17 protein-coding genes are annotated in these 22342 nt (G+C 70.9%); 11 read left to right on the top strand and 6 right to left on the bottom strand.

The genetic code is table 11. The annotated features are described in order from the left end of the window. The first annotated feature begins 8 nt into the window (after positions 1–8). The gene (gene nirB, locus SACXIDRAFT_RS06355; protein WP_050986910.1) at positions 9–2573 is read left to right on the top strand and encodes a nitrite reductase large subunit NirB; all 2565 of its coding nucleotides are present in this window, start codon (positions 9–11) and stop codon (positions 2571–2573) included. Continuing rightward, positions 2570–2950, top strand: coding sequence for a nitrite reductase small subunit NirD (gene nirD / locus SACXIDRAFT_RS06350; protein WP_006237685.1), 381 nt, complete (start codon positions 2570–2572; stop codon positions 2948–2950). The genes nirB and nirD overlap by 4 nt, the downstream gene beginning before the upstream one ends. Before the next feature lie 263 nt (positions 2951–3213). On the opposite strand, the gene SACXIDRAFT_RS06345 is transcribed toward nirD, so the two are convergent. Then, the gene (locus SACXIDRAFT_RS06345) at positions 3214–4335 is read right to left on the bottom strand and encodes a DNA glycosylase AlkZ-like family protein (RefSeq protein WP_006237684.1); all 1122 of its coding nucleotides are present in this window, start codon (positions 4333–4335) and stop codon (positions 3214–3216) included. Positions 4336–4445: 110 nt separating this feature from the next. Beyond that, complete coding sequence (locus SACXIDRAFT_RS06340; protein WP_040922496.1) at positions 4446–4841, bottom strand: DUF3224 domain-containing protein; 396 nt, start codon at positions 4839–4841, stop codon at positions 4446–4448. A 63-nt stretch (positions 4842–4904) separates the two neighbouring features. On the opposite strand from SACXIDRAFT_RS06340, the gene SACXIDRAFT_RS06335 reads away from it, so the two are divergent. Next, positions 4905–5873, top strand: a complete 969-nt coding sequence (locus SACXIDRAFT_RS06335) for a WYL domain-containing protein (protein ID WP_494299802.1) — start codon at positions 4905–4907, stop codon at positions 5871–5873. On the opposite strand, the gene SACXIDRAFT_RS06330 is transcribed toward SACXIDRAFT_RS06335, so the two are convergent. Both SACXIDRAFT_RS06330 and SACXIDRAFT_RS06325 read right to left on the bottom strand, forming a co-directional pair. Then, complete coding sequence (locus SACXIDRAFT_RS06330; protein ID WP_006237681.1) at positions 5864–6730, bottom strand: siderophore-interacting protein; 867 nt, start codon at positions 6728–6730, stop codon at positions 5864–5866. The two genes, SACXIDRAFT_RS06335 and SACXIDRAFT_RS06330, sit on opposite strands and share 10 nt — an antisense overlap. A 14-nt stretch (positions 6731–6744) precedes the next feature. Beyond that, positions 6745–7035 carry an MGMT family protein gene (locus SACXIDRAFT_RS06325; RefSeq protein ID WP_006237680.1) on the bottom strand — a complete coding sequence of 97 codons (291 nt, stop codon included), beginning with the start codon at positions 7033–7035 and terminating at the stop codon, positions 6745–6747. A 130-nt stretch (positions 7036–7165) separates the two neighbouring features. Between SACXIDRAFT_RS06325 and SACXIDRAFT_RS06320 the strand changes: the two genes are divergently transcribed. From SACXIDRAFT_RS06320 to SACXIDRAFT_RS06305, 4 genes are all read left to right on the top strand, one after another. Then, positions 7166–10381, top strand: a complete 3216-nt coding sequence (locus SACXIDRAFT_RS06320; RefSeq protein WP_040922070.1) for an ATP-dependent helicase — start codon at positions 7166–7168, stop codon at positions 10379–10381. Next, entirely contained in the window at positions 10378–13767 is a 3390-nt protein-coding gene (locus SACXIDRAFT_RS06315; protein WP_006237678.1) for an ATP-dependent helicase, read from the top strand. The genes SACXIDRAFT_RS06320 and SACXIDRAFT_RS06315 overlap by 4 nt, the downstream gene beginning before the upstream one ends. A 25-nt stretch (positions 13768–13792) precedes the next feature. Beyond that, the gene (locus SACXIDRAFT_RS06310) at positions 13793–14878 is read left to right on the top strand and encodes a potassium channel family protein (protein ID WP_006237677.1); all 1086 of its coding nucleotides are present in this window, start codon (positions 13793–13795) and stop codon (positions 14876–14878) included. 131 nt (positions 14879–15009) lie between these two features. Continuing rightward, the gene (locus SACXIDRAFT_RS06305) at positions 15010–15426 is read left to right on the top strand and encodes a hypothetical protein (RefSeq protein ID WP_050987000.1); all 417 of its coding nucleotides are present in this window, start codon (positions 15010–15012) and stop codon (positions 15424–15426) included. A gap of 125 nt (positions 15427–15551) precedes the next feature. Here the strand turns inward: SACXIDRAFT_RS06305 and SACXIDRAFT_RS06300 are convergent, their stop codons facing one another. Then, positions 15552–16658: a neutral zinc metallopeptidase gene (locus SACXIDRAFT_RS06300; protein ID WP_083840190.1), complete on the bottom strand. Its 1107-nt coding sequence runs from the start codon at positions 16656–16658 to the stop codon at positions 15552–15554. 190 nt (positions 16659–16848) lie between these two features. On the opposite strand from SACXIDRAFT_RS06300, the gene SACXIDRAFT_RS06295 reads away from it, so the two are divergent. Both SACXIDRAFT_RS06295 and SACXIDRAFT_RS06290 read left to right on the top strand, forming a co-directional pair. Further along, a complete protein-coding gene (locus SACXIDRAFT_RS06295) occupies positions 16849–17733 on the top strand; it encodes a YciC family protein (protein ID WP_006237674.1) in 885 nt (294 codons plus the stop codon). A 209-nt stretch (positions 17734–17942) separates the two neighbouring features. Further along, complete coding sequence (locus SACXIDRAFT_RS06290) at positions 17943–18737, top strand: SGNH/GDSL hydrolase family protein (RefSeq protein ID WP_006237673.1); 795 nt, start codon at positions 17943–17945, stop codon at positions 18735–18737. 58 nt (positions 18738–18795) lie between these two features. Here SACXIDRAFT_RS06290 and SACXIDRAFT_RS06285 read toward each other — a convergent pair whose 3' ends face one another. Next, positions 18796–19614, bottom strand: a complete 819-nt coding sequence (locus SACXIDRAFT_RS06285; protein WP_006237672.1) for an SDR family NAD(P)-dependent oxidoreductase — start codon at positions 19612–19614, stop codon at positions 18796–18798. A gap of 47 nt (positions 19615–19661) precedes the next feature. On the opposite strand from SACXIDRAFT_RS06285, the gene SACXIDRAFT_RS06280 reads away from it, so the two are divergent. Beyond that, a complete protein-coding gene (locus tag SACXIDRAFT_RS06280; protein ID WP_006237671.1) occupies positions 19662–20948 on the top strand; it encodes a M16 family metallopeptidase in 1287 nt (428 codons plus the stop codon). Continuing rightward, on the top strand, positions 20945–22336 hold the full coding sequence (locus tag SACXIDRAFT_RS06275; protein WP_006237670.1) for a M16 family metallopeptidase: 1392 nt from the start codon (positions 20945–20947) through the stop codon (positions 22334–22336). The genes SACXIDRAFT_RS06280 and SACXIDRAFT_RS06275 overlap by 4 nt, the downstream gene beginning before the upstream one ends. Positions 22337–22342 lie beyond the last annotated feature (6 nt).

Raw genomic sequence — 22342 nt, 5'->3', positions numbered from 1 at the left:
AGGTCGCCATGGATCGGACACTGGAACGAGCATTCGGGCAGTCGCCGAGGAGCGTTTCGAGGCGGACTCTTGTGGTGGTCGGGCACGGCATGGTCGCCCACCGGCTGGTGGAGGCTGTGCGTTCCGGCGATGACGCGCAGCTGTGGCGGATCGTCGTATTCGGGGAGGAGCCGAGGCCAGCGTACGACCGGGTTGCACTCACGTCCTACGTGGCAGGCTGGGATGCCGAGGCGCTCACTCTTCCCGGCGCGGACTATGCCGGTGACGAGGCCGTCGATCTGCGGCTGGGTGATCCCGTGGTCGCGGTGGACCGCGACCGGAGACGAGTGCGCACAGCTGCTGGTCTGGTGCAGCACTACGACGTGCTGGTGCTGGCCACCGGTTCGGTGCCGTTCGTGCCACCGGTGCCAGGACGTGAGCTGCCGGGCTGCTTCGTGTACCGCACCATCGACGATCTCGATGCCATCAGAGTGGCCGTGGACCGCGCGAGGGAACGCGGCGACAGTCCGGCCGCCGCCGTCGTGGGTGGTGGGCTACTCGGCTTGGAAGCCGCGAAGGCGCTGCGGGATCTCGGCCTTACACCACACGTGGTGGAACTGGCGCCCCGTCTCATGCCGCTTCAGGTTGACGAGGGCGGGGGAAACCTGCTGCGTAGGCTGGTCACCGACCTCGGCGTCGAAGTCCACACGGGAACTTCGACCGACGAGATCCGCGCCGACGGCGACCGGCTCCGCGCCGTGCTCGGCGACGGGACCGAACTGGACATCGACCTTCTGGTGTTCTCGGCCGGAGTGCGGCCCCGCGACGAGCTTGCCCGCGCCTGCGGTCTCGCGGTGGGAGAGCGGGGTGGCGTGCTGGTGGACGATTCGTGTCGCACCAGCGATCCCGATGTGTTCGCCGTCGGTGAGTGCGCGGCCGTCAACGGCCACGTCTACGGCCTCGTGGCGCCGGGCTACGCGATGGCCGAGGTGGTCGCGGCGACGCTGCTGGGTGGTCAGGCGTCCTTTCCCGGAGCGGAGACCGCGACGAAACTGAAGTTGCTGGGAGTGGACGTCGCCAGCTTCGGTGACGTGCACGCCACCACGGAAGGCGCGCTGGAGGTAGTGCTCGCCGACGCGGTGGCGGGGACCTACGCGAAACTTGTCGTCTCCGACGATGCCGGCACGTTGCTTGGGGGCGTGCTCGTGGGTGACGCGAGCCGTTACGCGCTGCTGCATCCGCTCGTCGGCTCGCCGCTGCCTGCCGAACCGGCAGCCCTGCTCCGTGGAGACGGCGCGGAGCCAGGGGCGGGGGCGGAGGCCTTGCCCGATTCGGCGCTGGTGTGTTCCTGCAACGCCGTGACGAAGGGCGCGATCACGGAGGCCATCGTCACCGAGGGAGCGAGTACCGTCGCGGCGCTGAAGGCCGCCACCCGCGCCGGCACCTCGTGCGGCAGTTGCGTTCCCACCCTGGGCAGATTGCTCACAGCGTGCGGCGTCGAGCAGCCGAAGGCGCTGTGCGAGCATTTCCCGTTCTCCCGTGCCGAGTTGTTCGAGATCGTGCGGGCAACTCGGATCGGCACCTTCAGCCAACTCATCGCCGGATACGGCAGCGGGCATGGCTGTGCGGTCTGCAAACCGGTGGTGGCATCGATTCTCGCCTCCCTCGGCGGTGGCCACATCCTCTCGGGTGAGCAGGCCACGTTGCAGGACACCAACGATCGGTTCCTCGCCAATCTCCAGCGCAACGGCACGTACTCGGTGGTGCCCCGGATTCCGGGTGGCGAGATCACGCCGGACAAGCTGATCGTGCTCGGCGAGGTGGCCAAGGACTTCGGGCTCTACACCAAGATCACTGGTGGGCAGCGGATCGACCTGTTCGGTGCGACGGTGGACCAGCTTCCGCACATCTGGCGGCGGCTCGTGGACGCCGGGTTCGAATCGGGACACGCCTACGGCAAGGCGGTGCGCACCGTGAAATCGTGCGTCGGCTCGACGTGGTGCCGGTACGGGCAGCAGGACAGCGTCGGCCTGGCCATCCGGCTGGAACTGCGCTACCGGGGGCTGCGGTCGCCGCACAAGATCAAGGGCGGGGTGTCGGGATGCGCCCGCGAGTGCGCTGAGGCACGCGGCAAGGACTTCGGCGTGCTCGCCACCGAAGTCGGCTGGAATCTCTACGTCGGCGGTAACGGCGGGGCCACACCCCGCCACGCAGATCTCTTGGTGTCCGATGTGGATACCGAAACGCTGGTGCGTGTGCTCGACCGGTTCCTCATGTTCTACGTTCGGACGGCCGACCGCATGCAGCGCACGTCGGCGTGGCTGGAGGAGCTGGACGGCGGGCTCGGTCACCTGCGAAGCGTCGTCGTTGACGACAGCCTCGGTATCGCCGCCGAACTGGAGGCCGCGATGGACCGGCACGTTGCCACCTACACCGACGAGTGGAAAGGCGTGCTGGACGATCCGGACAAGCTCGCCCGGTTCACGAGTTTCGTCAACGCGCCCGGAACCCCCGACCCGACTGTGTCGTTCCGGGTCGAGCGAGGTCAGCGGGTGCCTGTCTCACTGGGAATCCCGGAGGTGACGAGCAGATGAGCACAGCGTGGAACTGGACACCGGTGTGTTCCGAGGCGGCCGTGCCGCGCGGTGACGGCGTGGCAGTGTTGCTCGGCGACGCCGTGCAGGTGGCGGTGTTCCACACGGCCGAGGGCGAATTCCTCGGACTGTCCAACGTCGATCCGTTCAGCGGTGCGGCCGTGTTGTCGCGGGGCATCGTCGGCGATCACGCGGGGGTGCCTTTCGTGGCGTCCCCGGTGTACAAGCAACGCTTCGCGCTGCGCACGGGCGATTGCCTCGACGACGAGAACATCAGCGTGCCGACCTTTCCCGTGCGGGTGGTGAGCGGGATCGTGCACGTCGCCGTGCGCGACGCCGCCCACGCGGCCGCGCGCGACACGGTGGTCGCGTCCTGACCGGCGCAGCTCCCTGATTTCGGTGCCGGGGCCACGGCGAGGCTGGCGCCGTCCAGTCGTTGCGACTGCTGAGGGCCGTGCTGCTCGCGGTCGCCTGCCCCGCGCCGCATCCGCGCGCGATCGTTCTGCCTTGCCGAGTCCCTGCTGTGTCACACGACGGCCCCGTCGCGCGGCGAGTGAGGTGGCGGACAGGCGGTAGCCCGGTGGCGGCCGCGCGTACCGAGCGTCGGCTACGAGCACGCCGTAGCCGGCAGTGCTGGGGCTCAGGTCCACGTCAGCCGCAGTTCACTCAGCCCTCGTGCCGCGCGCATCCGGTCGGCCTCGGCCTCGGCAGCCGTCCTGGCCTGCGCGGGCAGCGGCAGCAACGCCGTCATCGTCAGCTCCAACCGGTCACCGGACTTCGTCGCCCGCCACACCCCGGCGAGGTCGGTGCCGACGAGGATCGTGCCCGGGTTGCCGAGGACTCGCCACACCTCCTTGCGGTGCGCGGGGTCGGGAACCAGCAGGGCGCGGTCCCTGGCCTGCACCAGTGGGTCCTTGGGCGGTAGGAGGCGCACGACGTCGGCCTCGGGAGGGTTCTCCACCGCGGGCAGCGCGTCGGCGGGTATCGCGCCGCGCCTGCCGTCCACCGATACCTCCACGACGTCGTCCGGCCACATGGTTCCGGCCAGCGTCGTCCGCGTCGTGCCCATGAACCCGGCCGCGTCGCTGGTCGTGGCCGGACCGTGTAACCGCAGGTACGCCCGCACCACGCCGGTCGCCGCACGCCCGTCCGGGTGTTCGGCGAGCCGGGGGCGCGGTCGAACCGGCACGAGAGTGGCAGGGGATGCGCCCGGCGCCAGCACCAGCCCGGCCAGCGGTGCCGCCAGCCGCATGAGCTGGTCGTGGATGTGCGTGGCCTGACAGCGTCGGCACCACAGCGACAACCCGTCCGGGGTCGCGCTTGTCACGGCCTCGCTCACCGCCCCTTTCGTCATGGTTCGGGTGACGACCTTCCGCAACGCGGCCGCCGCCGTGCGCACGGCAGCGTCGGCTGGCATCCCGGCCGCGGCCACGTCACGGCGCTGCCAGCCCAGCCGCGCTGCGGCGTCGGCGTCGTCCCACGGCGGCAGTGCGGTGACGAGCGCAGGGAAATCGGCCGCGCGATGGTAGTGCGGCGCACCTCGATGCGACCACGCGAGAACGAACCGCTCGTCGTCGCCCAGCGGGGTCAGGGCGCCCTCGACGCGGGCCAGCATCGCCAGGTCGGCGGTGCCCCGCCTGCTGTCGTCCTGTACTCCGAGGTCGAACACCGCCAGCGCGCCGGGATCACCCGTGTGCCGCCTGTGCAGCCCGTGCGCTGCGACCCGGTAGGCCATCGCCTGCCGGCGATCGATCTTGAGCATCGCGCCCCCTCCGAACCCCAATCCGTGTCCGCACTTCCTGCACGCGTGTCCGCACTTCCTGCACGGGTGTCCGCACTTGCCGTACGGCATCCGTGTTGGAGGTTCGGAGCTCAGGCGAACCGGAAGTCGAACGTGTACGGCACCGTCTCGCTCGCCGACGTCGCCGTGCCACTTCCCGACAACCCGGCGAGTTCACCTGTCCCCGACCCCGGAACCACGGTGAACCGGTCAGAGATCCCGTCGTCGGAATAGGCGACGTCGTGCCGGAGGACGAACGTTCCGGAGCGGCCCGCGACGCTGCCTTCGATCCTCTCGTACCCTGGCGCGCGCTGTTCGCCGTGCGCGCCTGCCTCGTCGTAGTACAGGAGGTAGTCAACGGTGGAAGACCCCTCGATCACCCCCGCGTAGGTGAAGGTGGCGTGGGCGTGGGCGTAGCGGGGACCGGTGTCGCCGCCGGCGACGATGTGTTCGTCCCAGCTGGTCATGGTGTAGGCGTTCGTGCTCATGACGTCGAGCATGCACCGTATACCTGTCACCTTCTGTCAGTCTTTCCGAGCAGAATGGACGTCGTGCGAGCGAGCAGGTTGCTGTCGGTGCTGCTGCTCTTGCAGAACCGGGGACGGATGACGGCGAAGGAACTCGCCGACGAGCTCGACGTTTCGGTGCGCACGATCTACCGGGACGTGGAGGCGCTCTCGGCGGCGGGCGTGCCTGTGTACGCGGACAGGGGACGCACCGGTGCTTACCGGCTGCTCGGCGGGTACCGCACGCGGCTGACCGGGCTCTCGGAGGAGGAGGCGCAGGCTCTCGCGCTGGCGGGACTTCCGAGTGCGGCGTCGGAACTCGGACTCGGCACCGTGCTGGCCGCGGCGCAGTTGAAGCTGCACGCCGCGCTCCCGGCCGAACTGCGCCGCAGGGCGAACGAGCTGGCCGAACGGTTCCATGTGGACGTCCCCGGCTGGCATCGCGGCATCGACCATGCTCCCGTGCTGGCCGAGGTCGCCGACGCCGTGTGGCATGCGAGGCGGGTGCGCGTGCGGTACCGGCGCTGGGACGGCAGCGCCATCGATCGGGACCTCGATCCGCTCGGTCTTGTCCTGAAGGCGGGAGTCTGGTACCTCGCCGCACGCTGCGACGGCTCGGTGCGCACCTACCGGGTTTCGCGCGTCGATTCGCTCACCGACCTCGGTGACACGTTCGAGCGTCCACCCGGCTTCGCGCTGGCCGAGTACTGGCGGTCGTGGTCGGAGGGTTTCGAGCGGCGTCTCTACCCGGATACGGCGCTGGTCCGGTTGTCCCCGCTGGGGCGTGATCTCGTCCCGGTGTTCCTCGGCTCGGTCGGCGCGAGGGCGCTGCGCGACACCGGCACGCGCGCCGACAGCGACGGCTGGTCAACGGTGGAGCTGCCGGTGGAGTCAGGCGCGCCCGCGCTGGGGCAGTTGTTGCGCTTCGGTGCGGAGCTGGAGGTGCTTTCGCCGCCGGAGCTGCGGCGCAGGGTGTCCGAGGCCGTGGCGAGGCTGCGGGGCCTCTACTCCTGAGAGCTCGGCACCTCGCCATGGTCGTGGGCTCGGAGGTGCTCGCGTCCGGCGTCCTCCTCGGTGCGTCCGCGTCGCCAGTAGCCGGTGAACGTGATGTGGCGCTTGTCGATGCCGCGTTCGCGGACCAGGTGGCGGCGAAGTTGCCTGACGAGGTCGGCCTCGCCGGAGATCCAGGCGTACGGCGCACCGGCAGGCAGCGTCGCCTCCCTGACGGCGGCCAGCACGGCGGCGCCGACCGGGGTAGTGCCGTCGCGGTGGACCCAGCGCACGTCAACGCGGCTGCGGTGCGGGGCGAGCGGGATCTCGTCGGCGGCGTCGGCCACCTCGACGAACACCACAGCCGTGGCGGCGTCGGGGAGCCGCTCGCAGATGGCGGCGATGGCAGGCACGGCGGATTCGTCGCCGACCAGCAACTGCCAGGACGTGCCGGTCGGCACGTCGTAGAGGCCGTGGGGTCCGAGTAGCGCCACCTCGTCACCGGGCAGCGCCGACGCGGCCCAGCCCGAACCGGGACCGGCGTCGTCGTGCAGCACGAAGTCGATGTCCAGTTCGCCTGCTTCGGGGCGGGCGGCACGGACGGTGTAGGTGCGCATGGCGGGCCGGACGGCGTCGGGCATGGCGAGGTAGCGGCGGTACCAGGACATCGAGTCCTCCGCGAGGGGCGGAGGGAGGTGCGGTGCGCTGGTTCCGGGAGCCGGGAAGAACACCTTGACGTACTGGTCGGGCCCCGCGTCGGCGAATCCGGTGAGATCGGCGCCCGCGAGTGTCACGCGGACGAGCCGGGGGGTGAGTGCGCGGACGCGGCGCACGCGCGCGGTCAGGTAGGCCAGTCGTGCCCGGGTCGCCTCGGTGCTCATTAGGCAAGGCTAACCTATTGGGTCCGCCAGCGAAACCGTCGAAGATCGACGCGTCCGCCATCCGCCGCGACGCCCTCCGCCCGCAGTCGTGCGAGCTGTTCGGAGGCCAGATGGGGGGCCGGTGTTCCATCGGCGCGGAGTATCCGATGCCAGGGCAGGTCGTGGCCGTCCTCGGCGAGCACGCGTCCGACGAGCCGAGGGGTGGACGCGCCTGCCCGCGCCGCCACGTCGCCGTAGGTGGACACGGTGCCCTCGGGAACGGAGGCAACCACCTCGCGGATGCGTTCGTGCAGTTCTTCGTTCATCGCTAATTCCGTACTCCCGTCCTTCGGATGCGGACGCCTGCGCGCAGGCTGCGGACACAGGTGCATCAGGTGCGGACACGCGCGCCGGTGCTTTCGCCGGTCCGTCGGGTCGGCATGATTCCATCAGGTCGTGAACGGACTCCGAGCGCGACTCGTGCGAACCCCGGCTCGGCCGCTTCCCCGGCACGAGTGGGACGACGGCGCCCGGTGGCTGCTGGCCGCTCCACGCGGTTTCGTCCGCGTCCTCGGTGCTCCCGGCACGGGCAAGACCACCCTGCTCACGTCCGCTGTGGCCGCGCGCATCGCCGATGGTGCCGAGCCCGAGAACGTGCTGGTGCTGACCGCGTCGCGGAGGGCCGCCGACGCGGTGCGTGCCGACATCACCCGCAGGCTCACCGCGCTGGACGAGGGGGGCGAGGGGGACGGTGCGGGGATCCGAACGGTGCGTGAGCCGCTCGTGCGCACCGTGCACTCCTACGCCTTCGCGGTCCTGCGCGCACAGGCGGCGAGTGACGGCAGCCCCGCACCCCGGTTGCTGTCCGGTCCCGAACAGGACGTCGTGGTGCGGGAGCTGCTCGCGGGCGACCTCGAACGCGGTGCGCCGGACTGGCCCGAGTCGCTGCGGCCCGCACTGGCCGTTCCCGGCTTTGCCGAGGAACTGCGCGATCTGCTGCTGCGCGCGGCCGAGCGCGGGCTCGGACCTGAGGATCTCGTCAGGCTGGGCCGGAGCCAGGCCAGGCCCGAGTGGGTGGCGGCAGGCCATTTCTGGAGCCAGTACGAGCAGGTGACCCTCTTGCAGGGGGTCGGTGGCAACGCGGTGGGGGAGGCAGGCGCTCCCGCTCTGGACGCGGCCGAGCTGGTGGCGAGCGCGCTCGTGGAGCTGGAGGGCGAGCCGGACCTGCTCGCCAGGGAGCGGCGAAGGGTGCGGCACCTCTTCGTGGACGACGCCCAGCATCTCGACCCTTTGCAGTACCGCCTCGTGCGGTTGCTCGCCGACTCCGCCGCCGACGCCGTGCTCGCGGGGGACCCGGACCAGGCCGTGTTCTCGTTCCGGGGCGCCGATCCACGCCTGCTCGCCGACGCCGACCCCGACGGCGAGCGCACCGTCGTGCTGAGGCGTTCACATCGGCTGGGTCCTGTTGTGCACGAGACGGTGACGCGCGTCGCGGCGACCCTTCCCGGCACGTCCGCTCACCGCTTCTCGACGTCGAGGCCGCCGGGTGGCTCCGATGGCACGGTGCGCACCCGCCTTCTGCCGACCGCGGCGGCGGAGGCTGCGTGGGTGGCCGACCAGCTGCGCAGGGCTCACCTGCTGGACGGTGTGCCGTGGTCGGAGATGGCGGTGCTCATGCGGTCGGCCTCGCGGTCGTTGCCGCTGCTGCAACGCGCGCTCGCGACGGCTGGGGTTCCCGTGGCCACGACGGCCGAGGAACTGCCGCTGGCCCGCCAGCCCGCTGTCGGACCTCTGCTGATGATGTTGCGGGTGGCGGCTGAGGTGGACGTGCTCGACGCCGAGGTCGCCGAGATGCTGCTGGCCTCGCCGCTGGGCGGCGCCGATCCGCTGGCCCTGCGCCGCCTGCGGCGTGGGCTGCGGCGGCTGGAGTTGGTGGCCGGTGGCGAGCGGTCGAGTGACGAGCTGCTGGTCGAGGCGCTGCGGGACGGCGACGTGCTGGCCGGTCTCGCCGACGCGGAGGCTCTGCCGGTGCGGCGGGTGGGGAGGCTGCTCGCCACGGCGTACGACGCCGTCCGCGAGGGAGCCGGGGTCACCGATGTGCTGTGGCGCGTCTGGGAGGCGAGTGGGCTCACCGACCGACTCGTGGCGCAGGCAGGACGGGGCGGCACACTGGGCGCGCGGGCCGACCGGGACCTCGACGCCGTGGTGGCGCTCTTCGACGCGGCGGCCCGTTACGTCGAACGGCTTCCGAGGGCCAGTGTCGCCGGTTTCGCCGAGTACCTCTCCTCGCAGCACATCGCGGGGGACAGTCTCGCGCCGACGGCGGCGCGAGGCCGGGGTGTCTCACTGCTCACCGCCCACGGGGCCGCGGGCAGGGAGTGGACCGTGGTGGCGGTGACGGGGCTCCAGGAGGGGGTGTGGCCCGACCTGCGTCTTCGCGGCTCGCTGCTCGGGGTCGAACGGCTCGTCGATCTGCTGTCCGGTGTGGACGGTACGGCGGTGTCCGCGACGGCCCCGATCCTCGCCGAGGAACGCCGGTTGTTCTACGTGGCCGCGAGCCGGGCGCGACGGACCTTGCTCGTCAGCGCCGTGCAGGGCGAGGACGAGCAGCCGTCCCGGTTCCTCTCGGAATTGACCGACAGCGGTGAGGACACGCGGCAGGCCGGTCCCGACGTGCGTGCCGAGCAGAGGGAGCGGGGGCTGACCCTCGCCGAGCTGGTGGGGGAACTGCGTGCGGCGGTCACCGACCCCGAGCTGCCTTCGGCACGCCGGAGTCTCGCGGCGCGGCAGCTCGCTCGCCTTGCCCGCGCGGGGGTGCCCGGCGCGCACCCAGCCCAGTGGTACGGCATCACCGAACCCTCGAGCGAGACGCCCTTGCGGAGGCCGGGCGAGGTCATCAGGGTTTCTCCGTCCGTTGTGGACACACTGGTGAAGTGCCCGCTGCGCTGGCTGCTGGAGCGGCACGGTGGCACCGATCCCGCTCCGTTGCCCGCCGTCACGGGAACCCTGGTGCACGCACTGGCACAGGCCGCGGCCGAGGGTGCCGACGAGAAGACCCTGTGGAAGGAACTCGACGCGGCGTGGGCGAAGGTGGACGCCGGTGCGCCGTGGTTCTCCCGCAAGGAACGCGCCAGGATCGAGGGCATGGTGCGCAACTTCCTCGCCTGGTTGCATCAAAGCCGGTCCGAACTCACCCAGCACGCCGTGGAGCAGGACATGCGGGTGGAGCTGCCCGAGGTGGAGGGGCAGCCCACGGTGGCGCTGACGGGCCGGGTCGATCGGCTGGAACTCGACGCCGAGGGCAGACCCGTGGTCGTGGACCTGAAGACGAGCAAGAGCGCCGTCACCGCAGCCGCTGCCGTCGAGCACCCGCAGCTCGCGGTCTACCAGCTGGCGACTCTGCTCGGGGCGTTCGACGATCACGAGGGCAGCACCGGCGGCGCGAGGCTGCTGTACGTCGGTAAGTCCCACAACAGGACAGGGGCCGTGGTGGTGGAGCAGCCGCCGCTGGACGACGAGGCCGCACAGCGGTGGGAGGGCGACGTGCGCGCAGCGGCGCTCGACACGACGGGCCCCGCGTACGCGGCGAGGGAGAACGTGGACTGCTCGCGGTGCCCAGCCAAGCCCGCGTGCCCGCTGCGCCCCGAGGGCAGGCAGGTGACGGGGTCGTGACGAGCGTGAGCGAGGCCGCGAGGCCGGGGCAGCCTGCCCGGTTTGTGTCCCCCGCCGACATCGCCGAGGCCCTCGGACTGCCCACGCCGACGCGGGAGCAGGCGGACGTCATCGCCTCGGCGCCGGAACCGGCTCTGGTGGTCGCGGGTGCCGGCGCGGGCAAGACGGAGACGATGGCGGCGCGCGTCGTCTGGCTGGTGGCCAACGGCCTGGTCACTCCCGATCGCGTGCTGGGGCTGACCTTCACGAGGAAGGCGGCGCGCCAGCTCGCCGAGCGGGTGCGGGCGCGCCTGCGGCGGCTGGCCGGATCGGGCCTGCTGGACGACCTCGACCCCAGCGGTGAGCGCAGGCTCGCGGTCGCGTCCGGCGAGCCGACCGTGCTGACCTACCACGCCTACGCGGGGCGGTTGCTGGCCGAGCACGGCCTGCGGCTGCCGGTGCAGCCCGGTGCGCGCATCCTGTCCGAGACCGCGGCGTGGCAGCTCGCCCACCGCGTGGTGTCGTCGTGGGACTCCGATCTGGACACCGACAAGGTCCCCACCACGATCACCGAGCACATCCTCGCCCTCGCGGGGGAACTGGGCGAACACCTCGTCACACCCGATCGGCTCCGCGAGTACACGGCGTGGTTCTGCGACCTCGTCGAATCCGCGCCGAAAACGAAACGGCAGGGGGCCAAGCTGCCGCAAGAACTGGCCAAGCTCGTGGCGGCACAGCGTTTCCGGCTGCAACTGCTGCCCCTTGTGGAGGCGTACGAGAAGCGCAAACGCGCCGAGGGCGCGCTGGACTTCGCCGATCAGATGTCGCTGGCCGCGCGGTTGGCGCAGTCCCAGCCCGACGTCGTCGCCGCGGAACGCTCGCGCTTCGGAGCCGTGCTGCTCGACGAGTACCAGGACACCGGCCACGCCCAGCGCGTTCTGCTCCGCGCGCTGTTCGGAGGCGGGGAGCCCATGCCGGTGACCGCCGTCGGCGATCCGGCGCAGGCGATCTACGGCTGGCGGGGTGCGAGCGCGGCGAACCTGCCGAGGTTCACCACCGACTTCCCCCGGCGCCGCGCCGCCGAAGGAAACGGTGATCGTCAGGAGAGTCCGCAGGGCAACCTCGTACCCGCCCGCGAGTACGGCATGCTCACGAGCTTCCGCAACCCACCCGAGGTTCTGACGCTCGCGAACAGGGTCGCCGAACCGCTGAGAGCGAGCGGGCTGGGAGTGCGTGAGCTGCGGGCGCGCCCCGACGCGGGGCCTGCCGACATCCGGGTGGCACTGCTTCCGGACGTGGTGAGCGAGCGTGAGTGGGTGGCGGAGCGGATCGCCGAGCGCTGGTTCGCGGAGCGGGATGCCACGGGTGCCGCTCCGACGGCGGCCGTGCTCGTGCGCAGGCGGGCCGACATGGCGCCCATCGCCGCCGCACTGCGGGAACGCGGCCTTCCGGTGGAGGTCGTCGGGCTCGGCGGGCTGCTCGACGAACCGGAGGTCGCCGACCTCGTGGCCACGCTGCGCGTGCTGGCCGAGCCGCTGTCCGGCACGGCTGCGGCCCGGTTGCTCACCGGGGCGCGCTGGCGGCTCGGTGCCGCCGACCTCGCAGCGCTGTGGAGCAGGGCGCGTGAACTGTCGGCCGCGGGCTCCTCCGACACGGCGGTGATGTCGGAGCGCGCCGAGCAGGCCGGCCTCGTGGACGCTCTCGACGATCCGGGCGAGCCCTCGCGTTACTCAGGGGAGGGATACACGCGCATCCGCAGGCTGAGCGGGGAGCTGGGAGCGCTGCGCCGCAGGCTTGACCAGCCGCTGCCCGAACTGGTCTCCGACATCGAGCGCACCATGTTGCTGGACATCGAGGCGCTCGCCAGACCGGGGGCGGTGGGCAGGGCCCACCTCGACGCCTTCGCCGAGGTCGTCCACGACTACGCCGAGAGTTCCCCGACGGCCACCCTGCTGTCCTTCGTGGACTACCTCTCCACGGCCGCCCGAGCCGAGGACGGCCTCACCCCGGGTGAGGTGGAGGTGGCGCCGGAGCGGGTGCAGGTGCTCACCGCGCACGCCGCGAAGGGGCTGGAGTGGCGCATCGTGGCGGTGCCGCATCTCGTGGCAGGGACGTTTCCCAACGACCGCAAGACCACGTCGTGGTTGAAGACGGTCACCGAACTGCCTGCCGCGCTGCGGGGTGACGCGCAGGACCTGCCCCCGCTCGACCTGCACGGCGGTGAGGACCGCAAGGAGGTCATGGAGGCCCTCGCCGACCACGAGGAGCGGTTCAAACAGCGGCACGCCGAGGAGGAGCGCAGGCTGTGTTACGTGGCGCTGACCCGTTCCGAGCACTGCCTTCTCGCCTCCGGCCACTGGTGGAACGACCCCATGGCCGCGAACCCGAAGAAGCCGTCGCCCTTCCTCGACGAGATCGCGGAGCTGCTCGGCCAGCGGCCCGGAACCGGGGTGATCGAGCGCTGGACCTCGGAGCCAGGAGACAACCCGCTGTCGGAGACATCGCGGGAGGAGGTGTGGCCGGTCGATCCACTCGGCCGCCGTCGCGCGGCCGTGGACGAGGGCGCGCGTCTCGTCCTCAGGGAGCTGCAAGCCCTCGAAGCCGAGGAGCACCGGCAGGGCACCGTGTTGCCGGAGGTCACCGACGTTCCGGCAGGCCAAGTCGGCCAGGACACCGCTCACTCTGGCGTCGCCGCCGAGGAGGACGATCCCGACGGCTGGGTGGCCGACACCGACGTGTTGCTGGCCGAACGGGCCCGCACCAGGCAGCCGCAGGCCGAGGTCGAGCTACCCGGCAAGCTGTCGGTGAGCCAGCTCGTTGACCTCGCGGGGCAGCCGGACGATCTCGCGCGCAGGCTGCGCAGGCCACTGCCGTTCGCCCCGAACACCTACGCCCGCAGAGGAACCGAGTTCCACGGGTGGCTCGAACGCCGCTTCTCCGGCGACAAACTCCTCGACTTCGACGACCTGCCCGGCGCGGCCGACCTCGACGACGACGGCGACTCCGCCGATCTCGACGAACTCAAAGCGGCCTTCGAACGGAGCCCGTGGGCCAAGCGCACCCCGCACGACGTGGAAGTGGCCTTCTCCACCAACCTCGACGGCGTCACCGTGCGGGGCAGGATGGACGCGGTGTTCGCCGATCCGGACGGCGGCTGGACCGTCGTGGACTGGAAGACCGGCGCGCTGCCGGACGCTGGCCGCATGCAGGCGCTCGCCGTGCAGCTCGCCGCGTACCGGTTGGCGTGGGCGGATCTGACGGGCACACCTCTGGAGAAGGTGCGGGCCGCGTTCCACTACGTGCGGCTCAACCGCACCGTGCGGCCCGTCGATCTCGCCGACGCCGAGGGGCTGCGATCCTTGCTGCGTACGGTGCCGGGGCAGGCACAGGACGGTGAGCCGACATGACGACGGGAACGGGCGCTGGGCGATCATGGTGAGACCGTGGAAGTTCAACCTCCGCGAGGAGAAGCTGTCCGACCGGCCAGGACACGCGCTGGTCGGGATCGTCAACATGCCTGCCACCGTGATCAGCCCGGCGAGGGCGATCGCCCGCAGGGTGCTGTTCGCGCTGCTGGCCCTGCTCGCCGTCGTGTTCGTGGTCTACCTCGACAACGACGGGTACCGCGACGCCAACGACGACGGCATCTCGTTGCTCGACAGCTTCTACTACGCCACCGTGACGCTGTCCACGACGGGCTACGGTGACATCACGCCTGCCAGCGACACGGCCAGGCTGGTGAACATCATCCTCATCACGCCGTTGCGGGTGCTGTTCCTGATCGTGCTGATCGGAACGACACTGGAGGTGCTGACCGAGCGCTCACGGCAGGCGTTCCGGATCCAGAATTGGAGGCGCACAGTGCGCGACCACGTGGTCGTCATCGGGTTCGGCACGAAGGGCCGTTCGGCGGTGAACGCGCTGCTCGGCGAGGAGGACAGCGACCCGAGCCAGATCGTGGTCGTGGACACCGACCGCACCGCACTCGACGCGGCCAGCGCTCGCGGCCTGATCACGGTGCACGGTTCCGCGACGCGCTCGGACGTGCTGCGGGTCGCGGGTGTGCAGAGGGCCAGCGCGGTGGTGGTCGCCCCGAACCGCGACGACACGGCCGTGCTCGTCACGCTCAGCGCGAGGGAACTCGCTCCGAAGGCCCGCATCCTCGCGTCGGTGCGGGAGGCGGAGAACGTGCACCTGCTGAAGCAGTCCGGCGCCGATCAGGTCGTGGTGTCGAGCGAGACGGCAGGCCGCCTGCTGGGTATCGCCACGAGGACACCCAGGGTCGTGGACATGGTGGAGGACCTGCTCACACCGGAGGCCGGGCTCGCGATCGCGGAACGTCCCGTCGAACCGTCCGAGGAGGGCGGCTCGCCCCGGCACCTTCCCGACATCGTGCTGGGCCTCGTGCGCGACGGCACGCTCTACCGCGTGGACGCTCCCGAAGCCGACTCGCTGGAGCGGGGCGACCGGCTGCTCTACGTGAAGAAGGTGTCGGTCGGGGAGGAGACTGTGCCGTGACAGGTCACCGCCCCCACCTGGTGGGCAGCGGCTTGACGATCTGGAAGCATTGAGGCGTGCCGCAGCCCTCGAACCCAGAAAGACGGCGAACGCCGCGTTTGACACCGCAGGTGCTCGGTGTCGCCGCGGTGATGGGGATTCTGATCATGCTCGGGGCCTGGTGGATGGGGCCGTCGCTGTTCGGTGCCGGGTCCGCGCAGGCGGAGCGCAGGGTCGTCGATGCGACGGTGACCAAGCCCGTCGAATGCTCGAACCCCGACGCGGAGGAGGTCGTGCGGTTCCAGCTCGCAGGGCAGACCCACGAGGGGCTGCTCAGCGGGTGCGGACACGACCAGGACGAGTCGGTGCGGATCGCCCTTGAGGACGACCCCGCCGAGGCGGAAGGGCCGGTGGAGGTCGCACTCGCGGCCACCGCTCCGGGGATCAACGACCTGCGCAGGCCGGTGGGTCTCGGCCTGCTCCTGCTGGGCTGTGCCGGTGGGGGAACCTACGCCTTCCTGCTGGCTCGCGGCCCGAAGACCGAGCGCGCGAGCTTCGCGACGGTCTGACCCCGCCCGTACAGGGAGTACCAAAGCCTGTACGGGAAGTGCGGACACGCGTACGGGAAGTGCGGACACGGACATCAAGTGCCGACACGCGTGCAGGAAGTGCGGACACGGGTGGCTTGGCTTGGTCAGGCCACGTCCTCGCTCGGGGCTGCGAAGGTGTTGCAATCGACGATGCGGTTGTCGTAGGCGCCCGCACGCCACCACTTCGCGTAGTTGGCGTTGGTGCCGTGGTCGTGGGTTCCCGAGGTGTCGTCGCCCCTGGTCTCCTGGTCGTACCAGGCCGCGTTGTACATCTCGCGGGTGATCGACCCGCCCTGATCGACGTGCGCGCCGAGGAACATCCCCGAGAAGCACTGCGCCTGCAATTCCTTGCGCCGCGACATCTCCCGCCCGGCGGGGCTGTCCTTGCCCTCGGCGTAGATACGATCCCACGCCGCGTCCATGATCCCCGCCATCTCCTGAACATGATGGCCGTACTCGTGCGCGAACAACGCGAGATAGACGCCGGGGGTGTCGCCGTACTGCTGGGTCTGGAGCCCGTCGTAGGGCAGGTAGAGGTCGCCCTCGCAGTAGTACGCCGCCGTGGCGATACCGACGTTGATCCGGCCGCACTGGGTGTCGAAACTCGCGGAGGAGGGGAAGTGCAACCTCGGCGGGGTGAACGGCAGGTTGTAGGCCCGCAGGAACGGCTCCCACGCCGCGTCGAGACACTCTCGTGCGGCGGTGAAGAACGCCTCGGCGCCTTCCGGTGTGCTCTGCCATCCGGGCAGGTGGCAGGCGCGGTTGGCGAGGCCGGCGTCGGGGTCCTGGAGTATGGGGTGGTCGGCGAGCTTGAAGATCTTCGCGGGCTGATTCGGGTCCGCGGGTTGCCCCTCCGCCGACGCGCCGCCGGCAGGCGGAGTGGAGCGCGGGCCCGTCAGCTCCGAGCTGGTGCTGGGAGTGGGAGCCGGGCTTTCGCTGCTGGGCACGGCCGTGAGCGGCGAAGGCGGTGGCGCGGCGGGGTGAGTCGGCGTGGGGGTGCCGGTCCCGGTGGTGAACACGTACACCAGCACGAGGACACCGACGAGCAGCAGGGAACCTGCCCCGTACGCGACGGCGTACGGCCAGGCCGGTTTTCTCGGCGGCCGCCCAGCCGGACCCGCTGGTCCCTGCTGTGGGGAAGGGTGATGGCCTGAGGGTCGCGGGCCCTGACCGTGGCTCCCTGGTCCCTGCCACGGTGGCGGTTGTGTCATCTCGTCGTCCCCGCGCGTCGATCCGAACTCGCTCGCCAGCATAGCCAGCCGCCACCCGGCCGGGGCGGCTCGGCGGTGACTCGGCGGGTGCCTCGGAGGGAAGGTGTGCCTGGTTTCCCGTCGAACTCGTGCGCCGCCACGGCGGACCCCGGCAGGACCAGGTGAAGGGGGGAGGCGTCAGGATGGAGGTATGTCCGACTCCGCAGGCTGGTCAACATCCCGCGATCGGCGGCCGGGCGTCGTGCCGCTGCGCCCGCTGCTGCTCGGGGAGATCCTCGAAGGCGCCGTCACGACGCTGCGCAGGTACGCGGGTGTGGTGTTCGGTTCGGCCGCTGTCGTTGCGATCGTCAGTGCCGCGATCTACTACGCCGCCGACCTGTGGCTGCTCGACGCCACGAGCCCCGTTCCCGTGATCGCCGCGGACGCGCCTCCCGAGGTGCGGCTCGATCAGGCGATGACACAACTGCAAGAGACCGTCCCTCAGTTCGCGGTCCTGGCTCTGATCACGCTGGTGACTCAGACGTTCCTCGCGGGACTGCTGACGGTCGTGGTCGGCAGAGCGGTGCTCGGCCACAAGATCGGGGTGCGGCAGGCGTGGGAGGAGCTGCGGCCGAGGGTCGTGGCGCTGCTGGGTCTCACGCTGGTGGTGACCGTGGCGGTCATGGTGGGCACCTTCCTGTTCGTGGTGCCCGGCGTGTGGCTGTACGCGTTGCTGAGCCTCGCCACGCCAGCGCTGGTGCTCGAACGCGGCCGGGTCGGCGAAGCGCTGCGCCGTTCCGTGGCCCTCGTGCAGGGCGCGTGGTGGCGGGTGTTCGGCGTTCTGGTTGTCGCTGTCGTGCTCACCTGGGTGATCTCCAACCTGATCCAGTGGCCGTTCGGCCTCGCGATCGACCCGCAGGCCCCGCAACGCGGCTACACGCCGGAGGAGTTGCTGATCCGCGAGCTCGGCGGTGCCGTGGCGCGCACGGTCACGGTGCCGTTCTCTGCCGCCGTGACGGCGTTGCTCTACATCGACCAGCGCATGCGCAGGGAAAACCTCGCCGACGAACTGTCGAGGGCGGCCCGCCGCGACTGACGGAAGGCGCGTTTCGCCCGCGAAAAGCGGTGAGCTGCCGGTGCCCCGCTGATCGCACGAGCTGTCACGGACGGTGCGGAACTGTCGTGATGTCACTCACAGGTGGTTATTTCCCGGGCGGATGAAACACGGGGGCCGGAATTGCCGAAGAGCACGATGACGCCGCCGGTGCACCGTGTCCGGCTCAAGCGTCGCGGCGAGGTGACACCGTGGGTCGTCGTGGGTGCCGGAGACAGGGCGAACGGCGAAGGCCCTTTCGGCCGCGCGCGGCCGGGCTGGTGCTGCTGATGACGGTGACGGCATCGGTGCTGTCCGCGTGCTTCACCCCGCGAGCCACCACCGCGTCCACCGATCCGGCGTGGTGCGGCGATCAGTCGTCGATCATGATCCTCGGCGACTCGCACAGCACGGGATACGGGCTGCCCGACCATCCGGGAGGCGGGAGCTACGCCCCGACGGCTGTCGGTTGGACCTCGGTGCTGACCCGCCGCGCGTCCGACGAGTGGGGCACCATCACCACCGTCCTCGCCCGCAACGGCGCCATGGCGGCCGACTTCGGGGAGGGCGGTCGCTGGGAGGAGACGGCGAGCGCCACCGACGCCGTGCACGACGTGCAGCCCGCGCTGGTGATCGTCGCTCTCGGCACGGCCGAATTCGTCGCCGACCTCCCTCCGGCCGACTTCGACGAGCACTACCGCCGCCTCGTGGTCGAACTCCACACGGCGTCGCCGAGGACCACCGTGTTGCTGGTGGTGCAGCCCCAGGCAGGCACACGGCTCGTGCCCGACCCGGTGTATCCGTGGAACGCCTACACCGCCGTCATCGAGACGGTCGCGGCCGACCAGGGTGCCGAGGTGCTCGACCTCGGCGAGTACCTGCCCGCCGGTGGAACGCCGGGGGCGGAGGAGCTCTACCTGCCTGACGCGGTGCACCTCACCGCGGCAGGGCACAGGGTCGTGCATGCCGCCGTGTGGACGCTGCTCACGACGTGGTGCGGGCCGTGACCCGAGCACACCCCGAGGATCCAGCGAGTATCGAGAGCCTTCGGTGCCTTCGGAGTTCTCAGCGACTCAGCGCTTCGGCGACCAGTTCGTCGCTGAGCCGCCGCAGTCTCTCGCGCGCCCGCCTTTCGTGTGCCTGCGGGTGCGGGTCCGCCTCGTGGGTTCCGTTGAAGAACCGCCCCGTGACCTCGGTGAGGTCCTCGTCGAGGATCAACCGCAGCGTCGCGGCCACGCCCTCGTCCAGAGTGCTCAGGGGTGTGCGCCCCGACTCGCGCACCATCGTGGTGTCCATGAAGGTCGCGGGATGCAGGGCGTTGACCGTGACGCCGCTGCCCCTCAACTCCTCCGCGAGGTCGAACGTGTGCATGACCAGCGCGAGCTTGCTGCGCATGTAGGCGGACGCGCCGCTGTAGTGGCGGTGTAGCTGCGGGTCGAGGAAGCCGAACTCCTGCTGTCCCGCCGCCGCGACGTTGACGATACGAGCGGGAGCCTTCAGCAGCGGAAGGAGCCTGCGGGTGAGGTGATACGGAGCGAGGTAGTTGACGGCGAACCGCAACTCGTAGCCGTCGGCGCTCTCCTCGCGCCGCGTCGGGTCACGCCCGACCCCGACACCGGCGTTGTTCACCAGCACGCCGAGGCGGTCGTAGCGCTGGAGCAGCTCGGCGGCGAGACGATCGACCTGGCGTAGCTCGCTGAAGTCGGCGCGGACGACCTCGGCGCCCGTTTCCCGGCGCAGCGCGCGCAGCTTGGCGGGGTCGCGGCCGTGGGCGATCACCCTCGCGCCGCGACGGGTCAGCTCGGCCGCGAGACGCCTTCCGAGGCCGTCGGTGGCCCCGGTGACGAGGACGGTTCGCTCGCGTGGCTGTCCCAGGGAACTCAGTGCTCCTCTGCTGCTGGTGTGGCCGACGCTACCCGTAGGGTGTGGTCATGGCCGTCTCCGAACTCCACAAGTTCACCCTCGACAACGGCCTGCGGGTTGTGCTCGCGCCCGATCCGACGGCGCCGGTCGTCGGGGTGAGCGTGCACTACGACGTGGGCTTCCGCTCTGAACCGGAAGGGCGCACGGGGTTCGCCCACCTCTTCGAGCACCTGATGTTCCAGGGTAGCGAGAGCCTGGAGAAGCTCGCTCACTTTCGCCACGTGCAGAGCAGTGGGGGCACCTTCAACGGCTCGACCCACCCCGACTACACGGACTACTTCGAGGTGTTGCCGTCGGCTGCTCTCGAACGCGCGTTGTTCCTCGAGGCAGACCGGATGCGCGCACCGAAGCTGACGCGCGAGAACCTGGCCAACCAGATCGACGTGGTGAAGGAGGAAATCCGTCTCAACGTGCTGAACCGGCCCTACGGCGGGTTCCCGTGGATCCTTCTTCCCCCGGTGCTGTACTCGACGTTCCCCAACGCCCACAACGGCTACGGCGACTTCACCGACCTCGAACAGGCATCGCTCGACGACTGCGCGGCCTTCTTCGACACCTACTACTCGCCCGCCAACGCGGTGCTCACCGTGGCAGGCGACCTCGACGTCGAGCGCACCCGCGACCTCGTGGAGAAGCACTTCGGCGACGTGCCCGCGCGGCCGAAGCCGCACCGGCCCTCGTTCGACGAACCCCGCCCCACCGAACAGCGGCGGGGTACGCACATCGACCCGCACGCGCCGCTGCCGGCGCTCGCGGTGGGCTACCGCATGCCTGACCCGATCAACGAACTCGATGCCTACCTCGCCAATCTCGTGCTGGCGGGAGTGCTCACCGACGGTGACTCGTCGCGGTTGCAGCAACGCCTCGTGCACACCGAACCGCTGGTGACCGACGTCAACGCGGGGGCGGGACTCTTCGGGCCGTTCGAGGCGCGCAATCCCGACACGTTCTCGGTGACCGCGATCCACGGCCCCGACACGTCGCCGGAGCGGGTGCTCGACGCGCTCGACGCCGAACTCGACGCACTCGCCACCACGCCGCCGGGGGAGCGTGAACTCGCCAAGGTGACCGCCAGGTGGAGCGCCAACCTGCACTCCGATCACGACCGGCTCGTGGCCCGCACACTCGGACTCGGCTCGCTGGAGCTGCTCTACGGTGACGCGGCGCTGGTGTACCGGCTTCCGGAGCGTATCGCGGCGGTGACGGCAGAGCAGGTGTCCGAGGCGGCGAAGGCGCTGCGACCCGATTCGCGTGCCGTTCTCGTGGTGGAACCGGGACAGGGAGGTGCCCAGTGAGCGCGACCAGTTATCGCTCCGCCGAGGAGATCGGCCACACGGAGGAAGGCCCGAGGCCACTACCCCCGCTGGGAGAGCAGAAGCGCGCCACGGAACTCGCCCACGTGGACACGGTGCTCGGCAACGGGCTTCGCGTGCTCGCCGTGCGCAAGCCCACGGTGCCGATGGTCGAGCTGCGCCTGACGATCCCGTTCGCGGGTGACGATCCGATGCACCCGGCCACCGCCGAGGTTCTCGCCGAGACGCTGCTCACCGGCACCCGCCGCCGCGACCGCGTCGGCATCGACACCGACCTCGCGCTCATCGGCGGAGATCTCGGCACCGTCGTCGATCCCGAACACCTCCGGGTCTCGGGCAGCGCGCTGGCCGGGAAACTGCCCGAGTTGCTCGACGTGCTCGCCGATGTGCTCACCGAGGCGTCGCATGTGGACGCGGAGGTGCGCAGGGAGGCCGACCGGATCTCCGAGCGGCTCGCGGTGGCACGCACCCAGCCCAGGGTGATCGCACGGGAGGCGTTGCAGCGCCGGCGTTACGGCGACCACCCCTACACGCGCGAGATGCCGATGGCCACCGACGTCGCCGCCGTGGAAGGGGAGGGGGTGCGGTCGCTGCACGCGGCGTCGGTGCTGCCGGGCGGCTCCACGCTGGTCGTGGTCGGGGACGTTGACCCGGACACCGCGGTGGCCGAGGTCGAGCGCGCGCTGACGGGCTGGGCCAGTGACGTGCGGGCGCGGGAGCTGCCCCCGCTGCCGGACCTCTCGCCCGGCGATGTCCTGCTCGTCGGCAGGCCCGGCGCGGTGCAGTCGCAGATCCGGCTCTCGGCGCAGGCGCTGCCGAGGACGGACCCCCGCTACCCCGCGCTCCAGCTCGCCAACCTGACCTTCGGCGGCTACTTCTCGTCGCGCCTCGTGGAGAACATCCGCGAGGACAAGGGATACACCTACGGCGCGCACTCCGGGTTCGAGTTCACCGGGGCCAAGGCGACCGTCCAGGTCGAGGCCGACACCGCCAGCGAGGTCACCGCCGCCGCTCTGCTGGAGACCCGCTACGAGCTGGGCAGGCTCGCGCTCGTGCCACCCACGGACACCGAGGTCGATTCCGTCCGGCAGTACGCGGTGGGGACGTTGCTGATCGCGTCGTCGTCCCAGGCGGGACTCGCCAGTCAGCTCGCCGCGCTGACCGCCGTGGGACTGGGAATCGAATGGCTCGCCGAGCATCCGCAGCGGCTGGCCTCGGTGACCACGGAGCAGGTGGCGCAGGCCGCACTGGAGTTCTTCGCGCCCCACCGTTTCACCGGGGTCGTGGTCGGTGACGCCGATGTGCTCGCGCCGAAGCTGACCGCGCTGGGCGGTGTGGTCCTCGGCGCCGAGCCAGGTTCCGCCCGGTGAACCCGG

The organism is Saccharomonospora xinjiangensis XJ-54 (assembly GCF_000258175.1).
GTDB lineage: Bacteria > Actinomycetota > Actinomycetes > Mycobacteriales > Pseudonocardiaceae > Saccharomonospora > Saccharomonospora xinjiangensis.
The sequence above is the reverse complement of the archived record's forward strand: the minus strand, read 5'-3'. Positions and strand labels throughout refer to the sequence as shown.

Bases quoted from the DNA above. Each gene is read 5' to 3' on its own strand.
- SACXIDRAFT_RS06345 (WP_006237684.1), bottom strand. From the start codon at position 4,335: ATGCTCAAGATCGATCGCCGGCAGGCGATGGCCTACCGGGTCGCAGCG.
- SACXIDRAFT_RS06325 (WP_006237680.1), bottom strand. From the start codon at position 7,035: ATGAACGAAGAACTGCACGAACGCATCCGCGAGGTGGTTGCCTCCGTT.
- SACXIDRAFT_RS06300 (WP_083840190.1), bottom strand. From the start codon at position 16,658: ATGACACAACCGCCACCGTGGCAGGGACCAGGGAGCCACGGTCAGGGC.
- SACXIDRAFT_RS06280 (WP_006237671.1), top strand. From the start codon at position 19,662: ATGGCCGTCTCCGAACTCCACAAGTTCACCCTCGACAACGGCCTGCGG.
- SACXIDRAFT_RS06295 (WP_006237674.1), top strand. From the start codon at position 16,849: ATGTCCGACTCCGCAGGCTGGTCAACATCCCGCGATCGGCGGCCGGGC.
- SACXIDRAFT_RS06330 (WP_006237681.1), bottom strand. From the start codon at position 6,730: ATGAGCACCGAGGCGACCCGGGCACGACTGGCCTACCTGACCGCGCGC.
- SACXIDRAFT_RS06305 (WP_050987000.1), top strand. From the start codon at position 15,010: ATGGGGATTCTGATCATGCTCGGGGCCTGGTGGATGGGGCCGTCGCTG.
- SACXIDRAFT_RS06310 (WP_006237677.1), top strand. From the start codon at position 13,793: ATGGTGAGACCGTGGAAGTTCAACCTCCGCGAGGAGAAGCTGTCCGAC.
- nirD (WP_006237685.1), top strand. From the start codon at position 2,570: ATGAGCACAGCGTGGAACTGGACACCGGTGTGTTCCGAGGCGGCCGTG.
- nirB (WP_050986910.1), top strand. From the start codon at position 9: ATGGATCGGACACTGGAACGAGCATTCGGGCAGTCGCCGAGGAGCGTT.
- SACXIDRAFT_RS06340 (WP_040922496.1), bottom strand. From the start codon at position 4,841: ATGAGCACGAACGCCTACACCATGACCAGCTGGGACGAACACATCGTC.